At 55.1% G+C, this 21,123-nt stretch carries 21 protein-coding genes; 5 read left to right on the forward strand and 16 right to left on the reverse strand.

The genetic code is table 11. The features are described from left to right. Positions 1-2: 2 nt before the first annotated feature. Positions 3-1,421, forward strand: a complete 1,419-nt coding sequence (gene gltD / locus L2097_RS21255; RefSeq protein ID WP_047372933.1) for a glutamate synthase subunit GltD — start codon at positions 3-5, stop codon at positions 1,419-1,421. Positions 1,422-1,472: 51 nt separating this feature from the next. Here the strand turns inward: gltD and nanQ are convergent, their stop codons facing one another. The 11 genes from nanQ to L2097_RS21310 all read right to left on the reverse strand — a co-directional run bounded on the left by nanQ (position 1,473) and on the right by L2097_RS21310 (position 13,254). Continuing rightward, on the reverse strand, positions 1,473-1,940 hold the full coding sequence (nanQ, locus tag L2097_RS21260; protein WP_250353622.1) for an N-acetylneuraminate anomerase: 468 nt from the start codon (positions 1,938-1,940) through the stop codon (positions 1,473-1,475). Further along, positions 1,927-2,811, reverse strand: a complete 885-nt coding sequence (gene nanK / locus L2097_RS21265) for an N-acetylmannosamine kinase (protein ID WP_250353623.1) — start codon at positions 2,809-2,811, stop codon at positions 1,927-1,929. Before nanK ends, nanQ begins: the two co-directional genes overlap by 14 nt. Beyond that, positions 2,792-3,496, reverse strand: a complete 705-nt coding sequence (locus L2097_RS21270) for an N-acetylmannosamine-6-phosphate 2-epimerase (RefSeq protein ID WP_047372929.1) — start codon at positions 3,494-3,496, stop codon at positions 2,792-2,794. The genes nanK and L2097_RS21270 overlap by 20 nt, the downstream gene beginning before the upstream one ends. Before the next feature lie 7 nt (positions 3,497-3,503). Next, positions 3,504-4,994 carry an MFS transporter gene (locus L2097_RS21275; RefSeq protein ID WP_250353624.1) on the reverse strand — a complete coding sequence of 497 codons (1,491 nt, stop codon included), beginning with the start codon at positions 4,992-4,994 and terminating at the stop codon, positions 3,504-3,506. A 107-nt stretch (positions 4,995-5,101) separates the two neighbouring features. After that, the gene (gene nanA / locus L2097_RS21280; RefSeq protein WP_250353625.1) at positions 5,102-6,001 is read right to left on the reverse strand and encodes an N-acetylneuraminate lyase; all 900 of its coding nucleotides are present in this window, start codon (positions 5,999-6,001) and stop codon (positions 5,102-5,104) included. A 145-nt stretch (positions 6,002-6,146) separates the two neighbouring features. Continuing rightward, on the reverse strand, positions 6,147-6,929 hold the full coding sequence (gene nanR, locus L2097_RS21285) for a transcriptional regulator NanR (RefSeq protein ID WP_380081265.1): 783 nt from the start codon (positions 6,927-6,929) through the stop codon (positions 6,147-6,149). Between the two features lie 167 nt (positions 6,930-7,096). Then, positions 7,097-9,163: an FAD-binding protein gene (locus L2097_RS21290; RefSeq protein WP_250353626.1), complete on the reverse strand. Its 2,067-nt coding sequence runs from the start codon at positions 9,161-9,163 to the stop codon at positions 7,097-7,099. A gap of 11 nt (positions 9,164-9,174) precedes the next feature. Next, the gene (locus L2097_RS21295) at positions 9,175-10,398 is read right to left on the reverse strand and encodes an MFS transporter (RefSeq protein WP_250353627.1); all 1,224 of its coding nucleotides are present in this window, start codon (positions 10,396-10,398) and stop codon (positions 9,175-9,177) included. 57 nt (positions 10,399-10,455) lie between these two features. Further along, on the reverse strand, positions 10,456-11,289 hold the full coding sequence (locus L2097_RS21300) for a sugar phosphate isomerase/epimerase family protein (RefSeq protein ID WP_250353628.1): 834 nt from the start codon (positions 11,287-11,289) through the stop codon (positions 10,456-10,458). A gap of 9 nt (positions 11,290-11,298) precedes the next feature. Then, complete coding sequence (locus L2097_RS21305; RefSeq protein ID WP_047372922.1) at positions 11,299-12,450, reverse strand: Gfo/Idh/MocA family protein; 1,152 nt, start codon at positions 12,448-12,450, stop codon at positions 11,299-11,301. A 15-nt stretch (positions 12,451-12,465) separates the two neighbouring features. After that, positions 12,466-13,254, reverse strand: coding sequence for a 3-ketoacyl-ACP reductase (locus L2097_RS21310; RefSeq protein ID WP_250353629.1), 789 nt, complete (start codon positions 13,252-13,254; stop codon positions 12,466-12,468). A gap of 165 nt (positions 13,255-13,419) precedes the next feature. Between L2097_RS21310 and L2097_RS21315 the strand changes: the two genes are divergently transcribed. Next, positions 13,420-14,070 (forward strand): TetR/AcrR family transcriptional regulator, encoded by a 651-nt coding sequence (locus L2097_RS21315; protein ID WP_047372920.1) that lies wholly within the window; start codon positions 13,420-13,422, stop codon positions 14,068-14,070. Between the two features lie 33 nt (positions 14,071-14,103). Here L2097_RS21315 and sspB read toward each other — a convergent pair whose 3' ends face one another. The 5 genes from sspB to zapE all read right to left on the reverse strand — a co-directional run bounded on the left by sspB (position 14,104) and on the right by zapE (position 17,805). Continuing rightward, the gene (gene sspB, locus L2097_RS21320) at positions 14,104-14,601 is read right to left on the reverse strand and encodes a ClpXP protease specificity-enhancing factor (protein WP_085005570.1); all 498 of its coding nucleotides are present in this window, start codon (positions 14,599-14,601) and stop codon (positions 14,104-14,106) included. A 4-nt stretch (positions 14,602-14,605) separates the two neighbouring features. Beyond that, positions 14,606-15,244 carry a stringent starvation protein SspA gene (gene sspA / locus L2097_RS21325; protein ID WP_039077427.1) on the reverse strand — a complete coding sequence of 213 codons (639 nt, stop codon included), beginning with the start codon at positions 15,242-15,244 and terminating at the stop codon, positions 14,606-14,608. Positions 15,245-15,557: 313 nt separating this feature from the next. Further along, positions 15,558-15,950, reverse strand: coding sequence for a 30S ribosomal protein S9 (gene rpsI / locus L2097_RS21330; RefSeq protein ID WP_002437466.1), 393 nt, complete (start codon positions 15,948-15,950; stop codon positions 15,558-15,560). A gap of 15 nt (positions 15,951-15,965) precedes the next feature. Next, entirely contained in the window at positions 15,966-16,394 is a 429-nt protein-coding gene (gene rplM, locus L2097_RS21335; protein ID WP_013364512.1) for a 50S ribosomal protein L13, read from the reverse strand. 286 nt (positions 16,395-16,680) lie between these two features. Then, positions 16,681-17,805 (reverse strand): cell division protein ZapE, encoded by a 1,125-nt coding sequence (zapE, locus tag L2097_RS21340; RefSeq protein WP_047372918.1) that lies wholly within the window; start codon positions 17,803-17,805, stop codon positions 16,681-16,683. Positions 17,806-17,994: 189 nt separating this feature from the next. On the opposite strand from zapE, the gene zapG reads away from it, so the two are divergent. The 3 genes from zapG to degS all read left to right on the forward strand — a co-directional run bounded on the left by zapG (position 17,995) and on the right by degS (position 21,092). Continuing rightward, positions 17,995-18,393, forward strand: a complete 399-nt coding sequence (zapG, locus tag L2097_RS21345) for a Z-ring associated protein ZapG (protein ID WP_047372917.1) — start codon at positions 17,995-17,997, stop codon at positions 18,391-18,393. A gap of 170 nt (positions 18,394-18,563) precedes the next feature. Next, on the forward strand, positions 18,564-19,934 hold the full coding sequence (gene degQ / locus L2097_RS21350) for a serine endoprotease DegQ (protein ID WP_047372916.1): 1,371 nt from the start codon (positions 18,564-18,566) through the stop codon (positions 19,932-19,934). Positions 19,935-20,024: 90 nt separating this feature from the next. After that, a complete protein-coding gene (gene degS, locus L2097_RS21355; RefSeq protein WP_047373467.1) occupies positions 20,025-21,092 on the forward strand; it encodes an outer membrane-stress sensor serine endopeptidase DegS in 1,068 nt (355 codons plus the stop codon). Positions 21,093-21,123: the final 31 nt, after the last annotated feature.

A 21,123-nucleotide genomic window follows, 5' to 3' on the forward strand; every position in this document is an offset into this window, starting at 1 on the left:
CAATGAGTCAGAACGTATACCAGTTTATCGACTTACAGCGCGTGGATCCGCCAAAGAAACCGCTGAAGATCCGTAAGATTGAATTTATTGAAATCTACGAGCCATTTTCGGAAGGCCAGGCCAAGGCGCAGGCAGATCGCTGCCTCTCCTGTGGTAACCCGTACTGCGAATGGAAATGTCCGGTCCATAACTACATCCCAAACTGGCTGAAACTGGCCAACGAAGGGCGTATTTTTGAGGCCGCAGAGCTGTCTCATCAGACTAACACCTTGCCGGAAGTCTGCGGACGCGTTTGCCCGCAGGACCGCCTGTGTGAAGGTTCCTGTACGCTGAACGATGAGTTCGGCGCGGTCACCATCGGCAACATTGAGCGCTACATCAACGATAAAGCGTTCGAGATGGGCTGGCGTCCGGATATGACCGGCGTGAAGCAGACTGACAAACGTGTGGCAATTATCGGTGCAGGTCCGGCCGGTCTGGCATGCGCCGACGTGCTGACCCGTAATGGCGTCAAAGCCGTGGTGTTTGACCGTCACCCGGAAATCGGCGGTCTGCTGACCTTTGGCATCCCGGCCTTCAAGCTGGAAAAAGAGGTGATGACCCGCCGTCGCGAAATCTTCACCGGCATGGGTATTGAGTTCAGGCTGAATACCGAAGTCGGTCGCGACGTACAACTTGATGACCTGCTCAAAGATTATGACGCTGTGTTCCTTGGCGTGGGGACCTATCAATCCATGCGCGGCGGTCTGGAAAACGAAGATGCAAATGGCGTGTTCGATGCCCTGCCGTTCCTTATCGCGAATACCAAACAACTGATGGGCTTTGGTGAATCGGCTGATGAACCTTTCATCAGCATGGAAGGCAAACGCGTTGTTGTGCTGGGCGGTGGCGATACCGCGATGGACTGTGTACGTACCTCTGTACGTCAGGGTGCCACCAACGTGATTTGTGCTTACCGCCGTGATGAAGAAAACATGCCGGGTTCAAAACGCGAAGTGAAAAACGCGCGTGAAGAGGGTGTGGAATTCCAGTTCAACGTGCAGCCGCTGGGCGTCGAAGTAAACGCCAACGGTAAAGTCTGCGGCGTGAAAATGGCGCGTACCGAAATGGGTGCGCCAGATGCCAAAGGCCGCCGTCGTGCGGAAATCGTTGCGGGTTCCGAACATGTGGTGCCGGCCGATGCGGTCGTGATGGCGTTTGGTTTCCGTCCGCATAGCATGGAATGGCTGGCGAAACACAGCGTCGAGCTGGATTCACAGGGTCGCATTATCGCGCCGGAAGGTAGCGAGAATGCTTTCCAGACCAGCAACCCGAAAATCTTTGCGGGCGGCGATATCGTTCGTGGTTCCGACCTGGTGGTCACCGCCATCGCCGAAGGCCGTAAAGCGGCAGACGGCATTCTGAACTGGCTTGAAGTGTAAGTTTCTTTTGCGTTGACAATAAAAGCCGGATAACTGTTTATCCGGCTTTTTTTATGCCGTCAGGAGGCGGGCGCGCACCTTCACGACGACTTTTTTAATGTCCCTTGATACGGTAACGTTGCAACCCGGCTTATGTGGCTCACCCGGCATAAAAACGATGAACATCCCCGGTAATAACGTCGCTGTCTGCTCATTCGCTATCGCAGAACATAGCTGATAATCGTCCTCCCTATGCCATTCATCGCACTCCCGCGCGGAGCCTGCAACGCCATAGAAAATGCGTTCCTCCCCGGCGAGCAGAAGCTGAATATCAATAAACGCCTCATGCAGTTCAGCCCGTTTTTGCTCTGGCAACCCGGTGGGAAACTGCATGACATTCATATAGATGTCTTCACGCAACAGCGCGTAACGTCCCGGAGCCTTTTCCTGCGGACAGGCGGCCAGGGCCAGCATCAGCGCCTCCGCCAGCACCGGATGCAACTCCGCATGCGCAAGTGATGTCAGTTCACTGATAAACAAAGTGACCTCCCTGCGCCAGCAGAGCTGCGCCCAGCAGCCCAGCATCATGCCGGTAATGTGCTGCGTTCATCGCCACCTGATACACCGCTGGCAATTGCGCCAGAGACGCCTGAACCTGCGCCAGATACCCCGATGCCAGGCCAACACTGCCTCCCAGCACGACACGCTGGCAGTCAGTTGTGGCTTTCACATCGGCAATCAGCCGCGCCAGGGTGTGCGCAGAATGGGTAATCAATGCCTGCGCTTGCGCATGCCCTTCGGCTGCACGGGTAAAAATGCTTTTTGCATCACACCCGGCCAGATCATCTTTCGCGGCAGCGGCTATCCCACGACCGGACGCAATAGCTTCCACACACCCAATTCGTCCGCAGCCGCATCGCGGGCCATGGGGATCGGCCAGCGTGTGGCCGAAATGACCAGCCAGCCCGCCACGCCCGGTGAGTAACGTACCGCCGCTCACCACGCCGCCGCCCACCCCAGTAGAGACGGTGATAAACACCATGTCGCTGGTCTCGTCCTGGCAGGCATGATATTCCGCCCAGGTCGCCGCCTGCGCGTCGTTTACCGCCAGCACAGGCAGACCAGAGAACATTTCAAGTGTTGATACCAGCGGAAAATGCAGCAGGCCGCCCAGGTTTTGCGGGTTAATCGCCAGTAAAGTCCCATCGTGGATAATCCCGGTTGAGGCAATCGCCACCTGCCGCGCGTGAGGAATAAGCGGTGCGACGAGTGTCTGGAGTGCGGATCGTAAAGCATCCGGCGTTTTGCTTGCGGGCGTCGGCAGTTCACGACGTTGATGCATATGCCGTTCGCTGTCAATCAACGCAGCAGCCAGCTTGGTGCCGCCGATATCAATTGCCAGCGTGGTCATTCGCCGCCTCCTGAAGTGCGCTGCAATACCACTGGCATATATGCTCCAGCCGGGTAATGGCAGAGCCAACCGTCACCGCCCATGCGCCGTGGCGTCTCGCCTGCGCGGCCAGCTCAGGCGTGTTATAACGCCCTTCCGCCATTACCCGGCATCCTGCCTGGCTAAGCGTCGTCACCAACGCCAGGTCCGGCGCCAAAGGCGTATGCTCATGGGTGTAGCCAGACAGCGTCGTACCAATCAACTCTGCGCCCGCTTGCTGGCACATCAGACCGTCCTGTTCACAGGAACAGTCCGCCATTGCCACCAGTCCGTGCTCATGGATCCTTGCAAGCAACTCACGGACCGGAACCGGACGAGTGCGTTCCGTACCGTCAATGGCAATAATATCCGCCCCCGCCTGTGCCAGCTTATCGACATCATCCAGATAGGGCGTAATGCGTACCGGAGAGTCCGTTAAGTCGCGTTTAATAATACCGATGACAGGCAGCGTAACAACCTGACGCACGGCGCGCAGATTGTTAATGCCTTCGATACGCAGCGCCACCGCCCCGGCCTGCTGCGCCGCCAGCGCCATCGCAGCCACGATCTCCGGTTTGTCCAGCGGACTGCCCGGAACAGGCTGACAGGAGACCACCAGCCCGCCCAGACGAGCAATGTGTGCATCCATTTTCGCTATCAGAGACATGTCTCAGTTATCCTTTCGTTTTTAATAACCCGTTCTTCGCGCCGTCATGACCCAGCGCGCCGCTGAATGGTTTGCCATCGATCGCATCATGCGTACGCAGCGCTTCCGGACGCAGCCAGCGCTGCACGCGCGAGGGCATATCCAGACCAATCAGCACGATCACCACAAAGGTCAGGCTAAAGGAGAGTGCGCCTAACGCGGTGCCCAGATGCAGACGCTGGGCGATCAGCGCTCCCAGGATTGGAGCCAGCGCGCCGCCCAGCGCCCCGACGTTGTAGGTAAATCCCAGCCCTGCCGCACGCTGATCGGTATCGAAATAGCCCCCGATAAGCTTAGGCAGAATACCGGAGATCCCCTGCCCCAACATTTGCTGAAAGAAGAGTAAAAACCCCAGTACCCAGACGCTGGTACCACCAATGGCAAACACCGGGATGATCAGGATTTGCGAGGCGAGCAGGCTGTAAACGTAGGCTTTGCGCGTCCCCAGCCAGTCACCCAGAAAACCGCCGACACAGCAGCCCACCGCCGCACCAAACCCACTAAAAAAGAGCACCCGGGCGACCGTAGAAGGAGAGTAAGCCAGTTCGGTTTTGAGATACGTTGGCAGCAGCGCCTGGATAGGCCAGGAGTAGAGAAAAGCAAAGAGCACGACCACCATTAACATCACGCCGGTCGGCCAGCGCTTGCCGCTGCTTTGCACCATAAAACTGATAAAAATAAAGGCGCACGCCAAACCCAAAAGCGCCACCAGCGCCGCGTTTTTCATTTCACCGGCAAAGCAGTACCAGAGAGAGAGCGCCGCAATCACCGTCATCGCCACGTTTATCAGGCGAAATTTGCCACGGTAGAGAATATCGACCATCGTACGTACCGGCGCTTTACCCGCATGCCTCTCTTTCCAGTCTTCGGCTTCCGGAATGTTTTTCCTCAGCCACAGGGCAAAGACGATAGGCAAAATGCCAATAAAGAACAGAGCCCGCCAGCCCCAGACCGGCACCACCAGGCTATAAACCTGCGCCGCGATAACCGCCCCGACAGAGAAACCGGAAATCAAAAAACCGCTGGCCTTGTTACGCAGATGCCTGGGCCAGCTTTCAATCACATAGGTCGCGCTGGAGCCATACTCGCCGGCCATCCCCATACCGATCACCAGACGGGCGATAAACATGGTGGTATAACCTGGAGCCAGCCCACAGGCCAGCGTACCGCAAGAAAACAGAAGAATACTGGTAACCATCGCCAGCCGTCGGCCGTAGCGATCGCCCATTGCGCCCAGCATTAGCCCGCCAAACCAACGGGAAATAAAAGCAGCGGAGATGAGGCTTGCCGCCTGCACCGTCGTTAACCCAAACTCGCTTTGAATTTCTGTTAACACCAGCGCGATAAGGACAAAATCAAAACCATCAAGCAGATAGCCCAGCCAGGCGGCGAAGAAAGCCCGCCATTGCGCCCGATTGAGGTGGCGATACCACGGGAAATTTTGCATAGCAGTACTCATGTGATACTCCCGCGACGGGCATTACCCATCACTTTTGTAGACCGACAGAGTTAAGCACGGCTCTGCCTGCCCGGTCAGCGTGGGGCCTCCGGGCAGACAGCCCGGGATCACTGTTGTTCTTGCTCTTGTTGCAGCGCAGCTGCCAGCGCTTTGAGTTCTGGCAAGTATTTTTCCGCAACCGGGGCAAACGGCTTACGGCACAGCGGTACCGCCAGCACATCCATATAGTGCAGCACCGTTTTCAGGCCGCGGAAAACACCGACTTTGATTAGCAGATCGATAACCTCATTGCATTGCTCTTGCAGGCGCTGCGCAGTCGCTATGTCCCCTTTTTGCAACGCGCGGACGATCCCCTGATAACGCCAACCCATAATGTTGTAAGTACTGCCGATACCGCCATCCGCGCCCGCCATCAGCCCGGAAGCAAAAATCTCGTCATAACCGTTATAGAGCACCAGATCGGGATGCGCCCGGCGGATCTGCTCCATCTGGAAGAGATCGCCCGATGTTTGTTTCAACGCCCCCACGCCTGGCAGGGTGACCAGCGTGTCAATTTGATCCAGCGTGAGTTTCACGCCACTCAAAGCCGGAATGTTATAGACCACCATCGGCAGCCCATCGGCAGCGTCGATTACCGCACGATAGTGGTCGCAGTGTTCCTGAAAGCTGAACGGATAGTAGAACGGAGTAACGGCAGATACCGCGTCAAAGCCATAACGACTGGCGGCACGGGCAAGTTGCTGGCTTTCATGGGTACTGACAGTACCGACATGGGCAATAAGCGTTAGCTTTCCTTTCGCCTCTTCGGCGACGATCTCCAGCACCTGTTCGCGTTCAGCGATGCTTTGTACAAACGCTTCCCCGGTAGATCCCCCCACATACAGCCCATCGATCCCCTGATCGATATTAAACCGCACCAGACGGTGCAGGCTTTCGGTATCCAGCTTTTCGCTGGCATCAAACGGAGTCAGCAGCGCGGCCATTACCCCTCTTAACTGAGCACTCATCCTCTTCTCCTGTTGCATAACTGTGGCTTGACTATATACCTTTATACCTTTTATACCAGTACAAATGATCGCCATCGGGATGAGAAAACGCTAAATGGGATCTAACGCACTAAACGATCGTTAGCATGAAAAAGGGATCGGGCGATCAGTTGCGAGATTTTTGCTGTTTATCGAAGGCGTGCCAGGTGGCGAAAACGCTGTTGAGATGGGTATGCAACGCGCGATCGGCGGCATCAGGGTCGCGCTGGCGGATCGCGTTGACGATCTCAATATGCTGCTGGTAGCTCACATTATTGTGCTGATGCAGATCTTTTTCCGGCACCGCAGGGCGCGCGGCTATCAGCCAATCCAGTAGCGCAACATGAATGGTCAGGAAAATCGGATTACCGGGGATTTCGGCTAAAACACGGTGGAATTCTACATCGGAGCGAATAAATAGCGCGTTGTCATCCAGCGCCTGGCTGTTCAGCTCCAGCGCCTTACCGAGACGTTCAATCTGCGCATCCGTGGCGTGTTCCGCCGCATGACGCACAAGGCTGGATTCGAAAAACAGACGAAGCTGCTCAAAATGGGCGATACCACCAGGCCGCGAGAGGAAATCCTTCGCCATACCAGAGAGTTCGCCAATGATGGTATCGGCAGACGGACGGGAAACGCGGGCACGTTCGCCGTTATTGATTTGCACTAACCCTTTACGTTTGAGCGCAGCCAGCGCTTCACGCACCGAAGGGCGCCCCACGTTGAAAAACTCCATTAGCTCACGCTCTGAGGGCAGCGCATCGCCTTCGGCAAACTCCCGACGGCGGATCATCTGCTCAAGTTCTTCTTCTACCATCTCGGACAATTTTTTACGCGCCAGCGGACGGCGACGCAACGTGCGCCCGACATTTTCAGTAGTGTTTTCAGCGTGCGAATCCGATGATTTCATAGCGCTCATGGCAGTGGAGTGTGACGAATGTGACAGCAACTTCATCATATCACAGGAATATCTGACTGGCGAAGTGAGCGCCAGAGGGGGAAGTCGGTGAGCAGGGCTATTTCGGGTGGCGCTTCGCTTACCCAGGCTACGCGCTCTCACGTAGCCTGGGTAAGGTATTAACGCCGGTAGATCTCCTCCGTCAGATAATCCGGCCAGTTCTTCTCAAAGAAGATCGTCGAAAGATCGTCAAGTGCGCGTAATGGCCGCCGATCGACAATAAACTCGCCGTTGCGCCATGTCACCTGTATTTGCTCCTGCCGGTGCTCCGCTTTTTCAGAGATGAAACGAAACTCAGACATTACGCCTTCGCGCGTTTGCGGCGCGACATCTCCCTGCGCCGAGCACAACATCCTCGCGCCGCGACTGCCACCGCCGCGGGCAATATAGTTTTCCAGCGCCACCAGTAAGGCTTCCGATGCCAGCGCCATCTGCCGCCACTGGAGGCTAAACGCCGCCTGGTTTGGATGGGTTATTGCCACCCCGTTTCGCGCAATACGTTGATTGAGTCGACGTGCCGCCTCAACGGCGTCAGGTACCTGCGCGGCATCGCAGACAAACCCGGCACGCTCACTCATGCGCTGCTGGATTTCGTCGCGAATATCATCAATCCGCAGCGCCTGAGGATGGCTGCTGTCATGCAGGATCTGCTGCAGGAGTTCGGCCGTTTCGCGGGCAAAAAGGGAGTCCGATGCGACGCGCGGCGTCGCCGCGATATGCTTCGCACAGCGCAGCCCGAAAACCTGCCCGGCATTCAGCGCCGCGCCGCCGGGGCGTGTCACCCCGTGGGTGCCCGCCGCTTCGCCAATCGCATAGCAGCCGCTTAACGACGAGTGACCCCATATATCCACCGCAATCCCGCCATTCATATGCTGGTGGTTCACATTAAACGGCAGCGGCTTGGTGGTCAGGTCATGCCCGTGATGCTTGTAGAGTTCTATGGCCAGTGGATTCATCCGTTGCAGGCGCGCGATGGGCAGCTCCAGACAGGCATCGTTATTGCGCAGATAGTGGTACACATCCTCATCCAGATTGCCGAGGGCGAACGGTTCATCACCCGGCACCGGCAGCGGATTGCGGTTAAAATCCATGTAGATAGTACGCCCGGCCTGCGACTCATTGTAGATTGCCAAATCCACCAGGCTGGAGCCAAAATCCAGCATCCGCGTGGCATGAATCGGCCATTGATATCCCTTACGGAAGATATTCGAGGCCAGTTCACGCGTGGTGCGGTAGTAGCGGGCAAGGAAGTTATGCTCCTCGCCCTGCTCGTCTACCGAGTAGATATAAGGCATGCTCTGCACATAGGTGCCGGAAAGATTCCAGGGAAACTCATCCCGCCGCGTGCCAATACCAAACTGATGTTCCGTCAGGTTGACCGTCGCAATCCCCGCCTCCAGCGCCAGCCCCAGCGAGCCAAAACACCGTTTCGGGTAGACGCTATCGCGGAACAGTTCACCCGGCCCACCGGCCGCCAGGACCACCGTCGCGCTGCGCATCAGGCACAGCCCCCACGGGTTATCCTCCTGCCGCGCGCCTTTCACAATGGCCAGTACCCCGGCAACCCGGCGCTGCTCCCCTTCCCCTTCGGTGAGCAGACGCACCGCCGTCGCGTGATCGACAAACGGCACACCCAGCAGCGCCGCCTCTTCCGCCAGCACTTTGACCATCAGGCGGGAAGTACGTGGCCCACAGCTGGTTGCGCGACCCACTTCATCGTGATCGGTCTGATAGCGCAACACGGCGCCGTAACGATCCTCCGGCAAGGGAAGCCCCATGCTTTTCAGGCCGATAAAGGCTTCCACCGAACCGACCGCCTCAACGTACGCCGTGTCGGCGTCCATCGCGCCACCGGCGCCAATGGCGTTGGCAAGCGCCGTAAAATTATCACCGCGAAAGCTGGTAGAGGCGGTATGCAGGGTCTGTTTATCAGAACCGGAACAGGCCGACGTCCCCCAGAACAAGGTTTGTGTCGCCACCAGCACGTCCACTTTGCGCCGCCGCAGCTCTACTGCGGCGCGCAGCCCGGCGGCACCGCTGCCGACCACTAACGCCTCGCTGTGGTAAACCGGAATGCGGTACCCCTCCACCTCCAGCGTCTGTTGCGGTTGCGCCATCTTGACGTGACGCGGCATGGAGACATTCGTAAGCGCTTCCAGGATCGATTGCGGGATCGCTGTGCTCATGTATTACCTCGTTAAACGCGTGATGACAGGCCGGATATTTCCATCTCTGTCACTGGCCTGGGCGCTTTACGCACTCCCAGCAGCAGTACCGAACTGACAACCATCACGCAGGCCGCGACGAACCAGACGGCAGACATGGAATATTTATCCGCGAAATAGCCCGCCAGGACGGGTGAAATCCCACCGGCCGTCATGCCGACATTCATCACAAAACCAATGGCTGAGCCGCGAAGCTGTGGCGGCACCAGTTCGGCGGTAAAGGAGAGGACCAGCGGTGTTATCGGATAACCAAGCAGTCCCAGGAACAGCACCAGAATCACCACCGCAAAGACCGGCAGTTGCAGCACCATCGCCGCCATCAGCAGGCTGCTGGCCAGAGTAATACCAATCAGCACCGCACGTTTACGCGAGAAGTCACCACGGTCACACAAACGCCCAAGCAGGAAGCCTCCCAGTGCGCCGGTCAGACCCAGCAGGCTGGCAATCGTCCCTGCGGTACTGATTGGCAACTGTTTCACATTCATCAGGAAGGTCGGCGCCCACAGCAGCACAATCCACCAGCCGCTCAGCAGCAGGAAGTAATAGAACGCCATCAGCATCACGGACTGGTTACGGAACAGCTGTTTTAACGGCACTTTCTCTTTTGTCGTAGCGACAACCACTTTTTTCGGCGCGTTTTTCACCATCACGGCGTACGCCAGCGCCACCAGCAAGCCAAGCGCCCCGGCCACATAAAACACGACACGCCAGCCGTATACCGGGCCGAGCATCGCGCCGAGCCAGGTACCGAAGAAGCCGCCAATCGGGTATCCCATCCAGTAAAGTGACATCACCGTCGTGCGTTGTTTTTCGGTGGTAACGTTGGCCACTTCCAGCGATGCGGCGGGCCAGAAGACCCCTTCGCCGATACCGGTCATTACGCGGTAAAAGATAAGCGACGTCAGGCTACCCGCCACCCCGGTCAGGATCGTCGCAAGCGAGAACATCACTAAGCCAAGAATGAGTACCGGCTTGCCGCTGAGTTTGTCGGCAATGATCCCGGAGATAAACAAGAAGCCAATAAAGCCATAGAAGAATGAACTCATCAGGATACCGGACTGGGCTCTACCGAGCCCAAAATCCGTCGCGATAAGTCCAATGGCGGAGGAGACAGTCATACGGTCGACGGAGTACATCATGTAGCCCAGGCCACACAGCACCGACACCAGTATCATCTTTTTTGTATCTGTATTCATAATTCCCTCGACTAACCTGGTAAGACTGACGAGACATCAGATACAGCCAAAATCTGATTAACAATGCGTTAAATGACGCGCTTTGCAGGTAGCGAGCACCGAATCCGGGTCACGTTGCCACCAGTTATGTTCGGAGAAAATCTCCACTTCATGCGCCCCCTGATACCCCAGCGCCTCCACCGCCTGACGGGCTGCGCGAATGTCGATCACCCCATCGCCCATCATGCCGCGATCGAGCAGCAGATGCTGTGTCGGCACCAGCCAGTCGCAGATATGGAAACCCAGGATACGTTTCCGTCCGGCACGTTCGATCTGCTGGAAAAACTTCGGATCCCACCAGGTGTGATAAAGATCGACGGCCATCCCTAACCCGTCGTCACCCAGTTCATCGCACACGTCGTTGGCCTGCTCCAGGGTGTTTATGCAGGCGCGGTCCGCTGCATACATGGGGTGCAGCGGCTCAATCGCCAGCGGCATTCCCACCTTGCGCGAATACTCCAGCAGGCGGCCCAGACCATCCCGTACCTGGCTACGTGCGCCGGCAATATCTTTCGAATCACCCGGCAAGCCGCCCACCACCAGCACCAGACAGGCGGCATTCACTGCCAGCGCTTCATCTACCGCCCGGCGGTTATCGTCATCCGCCGCACGGCGTGCCGCCTCATCAATACCGGGGAACATCCCGCCGCGGCAATAGCCGCTGACGGTCAGTTCGTTACTGCGAATCATCTGCGCGGTACGTTCCAGACCCAGTGCCTGAACCTGATCGCGCCACGGCGAGATGCCGCGAATTTCATGACGGGCGCAGCCGTCGATGATCTTATCCAGTGACCACTGCTTACGGACGGTGGCGGTATTCAGCGATAAACGACGTGGATCGGGCTGTTGCATATGGCCTCCTTAGCGCACCAGTGACGGAACATCGACCCAGCGGCGTTCTTTCCAGCTTTGCAGCGCCAGTTCAACCAGTTGTACCCCTTTTGCCCCTTCCAGCAGGTTCCAGCGGAAGTCGATTTCACCGTGAACATGGCGCAGGAAGAGTTCCCATTGCACTTTGAAAGCGTTGTCATAAGTCGTGGTATCAGGTACTGGAGCCCAGTCTTCGAAGAAGTCATGTGTCTGGCGAACATCCGGGTTCCAGACCGGTTTCGGGGTGTTCACACGTGATTGCGTCAGACAGTCGGTCAGCCCCGCGACCGCAGAACCGTTCACGCCATCCACCTGGAAAGTCACCAAATCATCGCGGCGCACCCGGACACACCAGGAGCTGTTGATCTGCACGATGGTGCCATTATGCAGCTCGAAGGTGGCGTAGGCGGCGTCATCAGCGGTGGCTTTGTAGGCGTTCCCCTGCTCATCAAAACGTTGCGGAATATGGGTCGCACCCAGGCAACTGATGCTTTTGATTTCGCCAAACAGGTTGTCGACGACATAACGCCAGTGGCAGATCATATCGAGAATAATGCCGCCGCCATCTTCCTGTCGGTAGTTCCATGATGGGCGCTGGGTCGGCTGCAAGTCGCCCTCAAACACCCAGTAGCCAAACTCACCGCGCACCGACAACACCTGACCAAAGAAGCCCGCCTGATTGAGCATCTGCAGTTTACGCAGCCCCGGCAACCACAGTTTGTCCTGTACCACGCCGTGGCAAACGCCCTGCTGCTCTGCATAATGATAAAGCTCGACGGCCTCTGACAGGCTGACCGCTACCGGTTTCTCGCAATAGATGTGCTTACCGGCAGCGATGGCTTTTTTCAGCAAGCCGGGGCGCGCCTGCGTCGTGGCGGCATCAAAGAAGATAGTATCGTTTGGGTTAGCCAGCGCCGCATCCAGATCCGTGCCCCAACGGCTGATACCGGTTTGTTTCGCCAGTGCGGCAATTTTTTCTTCATTACGACCAATCAGGATCGGGTCCGGCATGAGTCTGTCGCCGTTCGCCAGCTCAACACCGCCCTGCTCACGAATTGCCACGATGGAGCGGATCAGATGCTGATTTTTGCCCATCCGCCCGGTTACGCCATGCATAATGATGCCAACGGATATTATCGCCATTGCTGTGCCTCGCAATTAAAAGTGGGATTTGTTCAGGCCGCCGTCGACATCAATAATTTGACCGACAGTGAAAGGTAAGTTGCCGTTTGCCAGCGCATCGACGACCACGGCAATGTCCGTCGGCTGGCCCCAGCGTTTCATCGGCACCAGACCGCCGCCGATCAACTGGTCATACTTCGGTTTCACACCGCTGGTCATGTCAGTTTCGATGATACCAGGGCGAATTTCATAAACACCGATGCCTTCTTCCGCCAGGCGCAGCGCAAAAAGTTGCGTCACCATGCTGGCGGCTGCTTTCGATACGCAATATTCCCCGCGAGAAATCGATAAGCTGTGGGCGCTACAGGAAGTGATGTTGATAATAGAGCGGTGCTGATTATTAAGCTCACCCTGCGAAAGCATGGCGCGCGCCGCTTTTTGGCAAAAGAAGAACATTGCCCTGGTGTTGACGTCCTGACAGTACTGGTAATTATCCGGCGTGACCTCAAGCAGATCGCCACGCTGCTTTGCCGCCGTCCCGGCGTTGTTGACAAGGCAGTCCAGTCGCCCCCAGCGTTGCAAAACGGTGTCCAGCATCCCTTGCTGAATAATTAAATCTGAAACATCACCCGGTAACGCCAGAGCTTCGATGCCAAATTGTTCTAATTCCGCTACCATGGCTTGTTGTCGGGCGCGACCTTCTTCGTTATCGCGTCCGTTGATTGCGACGTGAAACCCGGCTCTGGCAAGCGCCAACGCGCACGCTTTACCAATTCCCCGTGTCGAGCCTGTCACTAATGCTACCGGACGTTGCGAATGGATCATGAGCATACTCCCTGATGAGTGCCAAACATTTCAACTAAACAGTTGAAATGGTAAAAGCAGTATAGAAAGAGAGAAAAATTAAATTCATGATCGACTTCTCAAAATCAACCAACTGGTTGATTTATTTAAAACTACAATTAAAACAATAAATTGAATGGAGGATCTATGAAAGGGGAAGCCAGAACAAAGCGTAGGCATGATCCAGATCTCACAAAAAGCCTGATCCTTGATGCGGCCAAAAAGGAGTTCGCTGAGAAGGGTTTTGACGGGGCAAGGATTGATCAGATCGCCGCGACGGCAAATGTGAACAAGCAGCTGATTTATTATTATTTTGAGAACAAGGATACGCTGTTTACCCATGTCTTACAGGTCGCGTACCAGGATATCCGCACCAAAGAGGCCGCGCTGGAGCTGGATCATCTGCCTGCCCGCGACGCGGTACTTGAACTGATGGATTTCACCTGGCACTACTATCTTGAGAACCCGGAGTTTATCCAGTTGCTTAACAGTGAGAACCAGCTCAAAGCTCGCCATCTCAAGGAAGTGGATACGATTGTCCCCATCAACAGCAGTTGGCTTTCAATAACCCAACGCATTCTGGACCGCGGCCAGCAGGATGGAACGATCCGCCCCGGTATCGATGCGATGCAGCTCAACATCACCATGTCAGCGCTGGGATTTTTCTATCTGATTAACCAGTCGACGCTGTCGATCATCTATCAGCAGGATCTTAAGCGTCCGGAAGCACTGGCCACAAGGCGGAAGGTCATGCGCGAAACGATCGCCTGTTGGCTGGCACCGGGGTTGCTGACGTAAAAAAAAGCAGGGTCGATTGACCCTGCTTTTATGTTACTTCACGACACGCAGCGATGGACGCCCGCCACGTGGTGGAGGATCATCATCCGGATCGTTATCGTCCGCATGATCGGGTTTGTCGCCATCAATAACCGACATCACCGTCTCACTGTCCGGCTGAGCGGTTTCGTCGTCGTCATTCACCGTGGCCACATCTTCATCGTAAGCCGTTTCAGGCTCAAACATCGTGCCCGCACCGTTTTCACGGGCGTAGATGGCAAGCACAGCGGCCAGCGGCACAGCAACCTGACGCGGGACGCCGCCAAAGCGCGCGTTAAAACGCACTTCATCATTCGCCAGTTCAAGATTACCCACGGCTCGCGGCGCGATATTCAACACGATTTGTCCGTCGCGCGCATACTCCATGGGCACACGCACACCCGGCAACGTTACGTCAACGACCAGATGCGGGGTGAGCTGGTTATCGAGCAACCACTCATAAAAGGCCCGCAACAGGTAAGGACGGCGCGGTGTCAGTTGCGACAAGTCCATTCGCTTAGCCCCGGCCCAGGCGCATTTCGCGCTCGGCTTCTGTCAGAGACGCGAGGAATGAATCGCGTTCGAAAACACGTGTCATGTAGCCTTTCAGCTCTTTCGAGCCTGCGCCGCTGAGTTCAATACCCAGAATCGGCAAACGCCACAGCAACGGCGCCAGGTAGCAATCCACCAGGCTGAATTCATCACTCAGGAAGTACGGCTTCTGGCCGAACACCGGAGCAATCTGCATCAGTTCTTCACGCAGTTGACGGCGGGCGTTATCGGCCTGCGCGCCGCTGCTGGACATGATCACTTCCATCAGCGAATACCAGTCTTTCTCAATGCGATGCATGTAAAGACGGCTTTCACCACGCGCAACCGGATAAACCGGCATCAGCGGCGGATGAGGAAAACGCTCATCCAGGTATTCCATGATAATGCGTGATTCCCACAGAGTGAGTTCACGATCGACAAGAGTCGGTACGCTTTGATTCGGGTTGAGGTCAATCAGATCCTGAGGAGGATTATCCTTTTCCACGTGCTCAATTTCGAAGCTGACACCTTTTTCTGCCAGCACGATACGGACCTGATGGCTATAGATGTCAACAGGACCAGAAAACAGCGTCATTACCGAACGTTTGTTGGCAGCGACAGCCATGAAAACCTCCAGGTATATTCAGTATTTTTACTGCAACCAGTCTTACTTTGACCGGCGAGATGTTGGTAACCCACCCACGCGCACAGTCACTCTCGTTTAAAAATCAAACAAAAAATGAACAATCCCAGGCATTTGGGCAGAAAATTGGATGATAGTTTACCAGATTTTGCGGGCTTTGTGGTGAGGGGATTCTGGAAATGCTGAAAAAGAAGCGCGAATCAACTCGTTACTGTGGATAACGTGATTTTTATCCATAAAAAAACCCGGTATAAACCGGGTTTTTCGCCAATCGTTCTGCTTTCGCAGAAAGCAATTAACGTTTGGAGTACTGCGGACGGCGACGTGCTTTACGCAGGCCGACTTTCTTACGTTCAACCTGACGAGCGTCACGAGTGACGAAGCCAGCTTTACGCAGTTCAGAACGCAGGGACTCGTCGTACTCCATCAGAGCGCGGGTGATACCGTGACGGATCGCACCAGCCTGACCAGAGATACCACCACCTTTAACAGTGATGTACAGATCCAGTTTCTCAACCATGTCGACCAGTTCCAGCGGCTGACGAACTACCATGCGGGCAGTTTCACGACCGAAGTACTGTTCCAGAGAACGCTGGTTGATTACGATTTTACCGTTGCCCGGTTTGATGAACACGCGAGCGGCGGAGCTTTTGCGGCGACCAGTGCCGTAGTATTGATTTTCAGCCATTGCCTATAATCCCGATTAGATGTCAAGAACTTGCGGTTGCTGTGCCGCGTGGTTGTGCTCGTTGCCAGCGTAAACTTTCAGTTTACGGTACATAGCACGACCCAGCGGGCCTTTTGGCAGCATGCCTTTAACCGCGATTTCAATCACACGCTCAGGACGGCGGGCAATCATCTCTTCAAAGGTCGCTTCTTTGATACCACCGATGTGGCCGGTGTGGTGGTAGTACATTTTGTCTTCGCGCTTGTTGCCGGTTACAGCAACTTTTTCTGCGTTCAGAACGATGATGTAGTCACCTGTATCAACGTGCGGAGTGTATTCCGCTTTATGCTTACCGCGCAGGCGACGTGCCAGTTCAGTAGCCAGACGGCCCAGAGTTTTACCTGTCGCGTCAACAACATACCAGTCGCGTTGTACGGTTTCTGGTTTAGCTGTAAAAGTTTTCATTAAAAGCTTACCCAAATAATAAGTTACACGTTGGTGAACACCCAAACGTTTAGTCAGTTGAGGTTCACACGACATTGTCCAGCAAACCTACCCCTTCGAATAGCCTATGCCGGCGCAGAGAAAGTTTTGGGAAAAAAACCTTCTTGTAACGTGGGGTCGCAGGATTATAGAGAAGTCGGGGTCAAAGATCGACCCCTATTTGTGATTTGAAGAGGGTTTTTCGGTAGGGGGTTATGCCATTTAGCGTCTTCCCACCAGCCCATCGCCCACAGTGAGAGGGTATCATTTATGGCATATGCTGCCGCTTGAGGTACTCTTCGCTCTGCATCTCCTGTAGACGTGACAGGCAACGCTGGAATTCGAATTTCAGTCGCTCGCCCTGGTAAATCTCGTACAGCGGAACCGCCGCGCTCACCACCAGTTTCACATGGCGCTCATAGAATTCATCCACCAGCGCGATAAAACGCCGCGCCTCATTCTCCATCAGCGACGTCATGACGGGAACATCAAACAGCATGACGGTGTGATACAGACGAGAGAGCGCAATATAGTCATGTTGACTGCGGGCATCCACACACAGCGTGGCGAACGATACGGCCAGCGTCTGATTTTCCACGCCCAGCGTCGCCAGCGGGCGATGATTGACTTCTAATTCCGGGGAATGAGTACGTTTTGCCCCTGCCAGCGCTTGCCAGAGTTTATCCATCTGCTGCTGCGTCTCTTCGGTTAAGGGCGAAAGCCACAGATGGGCCTGGGTCAGTGTACGCAGACGATAATCCACACCGGCATCGACATTCATCACATCACAGTGCTGTTTGATGGCATCAATGGCCGGTAAAAAACGCGCCCGTTGCAACCCGTTACGATAAAGTTCGTCCGGTGGAATATTCGAGGTGGCGACCAGGGTAATCCCTCTGGCGAAGAGTGCCTTCATTAATCCGCCGAGCAACATGGCGTCGGTGATATCCGACACGAAAAATTCATCAAAGCAGAGCACATCAGTTTCGGCTTTGAAATGGTCGGCGACAATCTCCAGGGGGTCACTATGCCCCTGTAGTTGCGTTAATTCCTCATGCACACGCAGCATAAAACGGTGGAAGTGCAGACGCTGTTTCCGCTCCCCTGGCAGGCTTTGATAAAAGAGGTCCATCAGCCAGGTTTTACCCCGCCCGACGCCCCCCCACATATAAAGGCCGCGTACGGGGGTCTGCGTGGTGGGCTCACGCTTACCCAACAATTTGCCAAATTTCGCCATCAACCCGCCGCTTTGCGGGGCCGATTGTTCTTTAGTCACAATCTGCTGGTAAATGAGATCAAGACGGCTAACAGCTTCTTTTTGCACATCATCCGGCTGATGGCTACCCTCGTTGAGGGCATTGAGGTAACGCGATGTCGGGGTAAGGCTCTGCATGGTGTTATCGTTATTCCTTGAAAATCGATCCTGCCCACAGGGTTGGCGAAAAAAAGGTCGTTCTACCCTACGCGATGCCGCGTCGGGATTCCACTTCTGCGCGAATAGCGGTTATAGTGGCATAATCAGGCGCAGGCAAGGAGCTTGCAGCTATTACCCTACGGAACCATAAGACAATGGGAGAAGTACATGACCTGGGAATACGCGCTAATTGGGTTAGTCGTCGGCGTCATCATTGGTGCTGTGGCCATGCGTTTTGGAAACCGGAAATTACGCCAGCAACAGGCAATGCAGTACGAGCTGGAAAAAAATAAAGCAGAACTTGAAGAGTACCGTGAAGAGCTGGTCAATCACTTCGCTCGCAGCGCAGAGCTTCTCGACAATATGGCGCATGATTACCGCCAGCTTTATCAGCACATGGCGAAAAGCTCCAGCAGCTTACTGCCGGAAATGTCTGCTGAGGATAACCCTTTCCGTAACCGTCTGGCGGAGTCCGAAGCGGGCAACGATCAGGCGCCGGTGCAGATTCCTCGCGATTATTCCGAAGGTGCATCCGGCTTGCTGCGCGGCAACGCAAACCGCAAATAATCACTTAATTTCTGCATTTTTAACGGGCGCACAAGTTGCGCCCGTCCTGTCTTTATAATCACAGCTATCATTTAGTCATTAACCTCATTGTTACTCGATTGAAATTTCAATAACATCAAACTGTTTTGCATCGTTTTCCCTTTCACTTTAGGTTGCGAGAGCCAGCATCAATGAAGAAACAAACCCAGCTGTTGAGTGCGTTAGCGTTAAGTGTCGGGTTATCTCTCTCGGCACCCATCCAGACTATGGCAGCGATGCCATCGCAGGTTCCAGGCCAGGGAGCGCTTCCCAGCCTCGCGCCAGTACTGGAAAAAGTTTTACCTGCCGTGGTTAGCGTGCAGGTGGAAGGTACGGCGGTACAAGGACAAAAAGTCCCTGATGAACTGAAAAAATATTTTGGCGACGAGATGCCCGAACAGCAGCAGGCTCAGCCTTTTGAAGGGTTGGGTTCCGGTGTCATTATCGATGCAGCAAAAGGTTACGTATTGACGAATAACCACGTCATTAACCAGGCGCAAAAAATCAATGTCCAGCTCAACGATGGTCGCGAGTTCGAGGCCAAACTGATTGGCGGCGACGATCAAAGCGACATTGCGCTGTTGCAGCTCCAAAATCCCAGCAACCTGACGCAAATCGCTATCGCCGATTCCGATAAATTAAGAGTGGGCGACTTTGTCGTTGCTGTCGGGAACCCGTTCGGACTGGGGCAAACAGCGACATCCGGGATTGTTTCTGCGCTGGGTCGAAGCGGACTTAATCTCGAAGGGCTGGAAAACTTTATCCAGACAGATGCCTCGATTAACCGCGGTAACTCTGGCGGCGCATTGCTGAACCTGAACGGTGAGCTTATTGGTATCAACACTGCGATCCTTGCGCCGAGCGGCGGCAGCGTCGGTATCGGTTTTGCAATTCCCAGTAATATGGCACAAACACTTTCTCGCCAGTTGATCCAGTTCGGCGAAATCAAACGTGGCCTGCTGGGTATTAAAGGCACGGAGATGAGTGCTGATATCGCCAAAGCCTTTAACCTGAATGTGCAGCGCGGTGCCTTTGTCAGTGAAGTATTACCGAACTCCGGTTCGGCGAAAGCAGGCATTAAATCGGGCGACGTGATTGTCAGCCTTAATGACAAGCCGCTGAATAGCTTTGCCGAGCTGCGTTCGCGCATTGCAACGACGGAACCGGGCGCAAAAGTGAAATTGGGCATCCTGCGCGATGGCAAACCGCAGGATGTTGAAGTGACCCTGGATAAGAGCACTTCGTCTTCCGCCAGCGCTGAACTGATCTCCCCGGCGCTGCAGGGCGCCTCGTTGAGTGACGGTCAACTCAAAGATGGTACGAAAGGTATCAATATTGAGAACGTCGAAAAAGGCAGCGCGGCCGCTCAGGCAGGCCTGCGTAAAGATGATGTCATCATTGGCATTAACCGTACGCAGGTACAGTCTATTGCCGAGCTACGCAAGATCCTTGAAACTAAACCATCGGTCATTGCCCTGCAAATCATCCGCGGCAATGAAACCCTCTATTTATTGCTACGTTAAGCAAATGCGATCCCGGACATCACCGCTGCATGTGATGTCCGGATAACTCGTGTTATGCTGCTGCGACTCCCTAATGACGACGCCCGCATCATGTTTTTGAAGCTCTTACGCTCGGTAGCAATTGGTTTGATGGTTGGTGGCATTATCCTCGCCGCCCTGCCTTCGCTACGCCAGCATAACCCGCTAACCGCAACGCAATTTGACAGTACCGATGAAACGCCCGCCAGCTATAACCCGGCGGTTCGCCGCGCTGCGCCCGCGGTCGTGTATGTCTACAACCGCAGTATGAATACGTCATCGCATAATCGTCTGGAAATCCGTACCCTGGGTTCCGGGGTGATCATGGATCAACGCGGCTATATCGTGACGAATAAACATGTCATTAACGATGCGGACCAGATTATCGTTGCCTTGCAGGATGGCCGCGTTTTTGAAGCGCTTCTGGTAGGTTCGGATTCTCTTACCGACCTTGCGGTGTTGAAAATCAACGCCACAGGCGGTCTGCCGGTGATTCCGATCAATCCGCATCGTGTACCGCATATTGGTGATGTGGTACTGGCGATTGGTAACCCCTATAACCTGGGGCAAACCATTACCCAGGGGATCATCAGCGCCACCGGGCGAATTGGCCTGAACCCTACCGGTCGACAGAATTTCCTACAAACGGATGCCTCCATCAACCATGGCAACTCCGGCGGCGCGCTGGTGAACTCGCTGGGGGAGTTAATGGGCATCAATACGCTCTCTTTCGACAAAAGCAACGATGGCGAGACGCCGGAAGGTATTGGCTTCGCTATCCCCTTCCAGCTCGCGACGAAAATCATGGATAAGTTGATTCGTGATGGTCGGGTGATCCGTGGCTATATCGGTATCGGCGGGAGAGAAATCGCCCCTATGCATTCCCAGAGCGGCGGCATCGATCAGATACAAGGAATTGTGGTCAATGAAGTCTCGCCAGATGGTCCTGCAGCCCGGGCCGGTATTCAGGTGAATGATGTGATTGTCAGCGTAAATGGTAAGCCGGCCGTCTCTGCTCTGGAAACCATGGACCAGGTCGCGGAAATCCGTCCCGGGTCAGAAATCCCGGTTGAAGTAATGCGTGATGATAAGAAGCTGAAACTGCAGGTCACGATCCAGGAATATCCGGCGACCAACTAGCCGCGATAAAAAAACCGGAGCCCAATGAACT

The organism is Citrobacter sp. MNAZ 1397 (assembly GCF_023613995.1).
GTDB lineage: Bacteria > Pseudomonadota > Gammaproteobacteria > Enterobacterales > Enterobacteriaceae > Phytobacter > Phytobacter ursingii.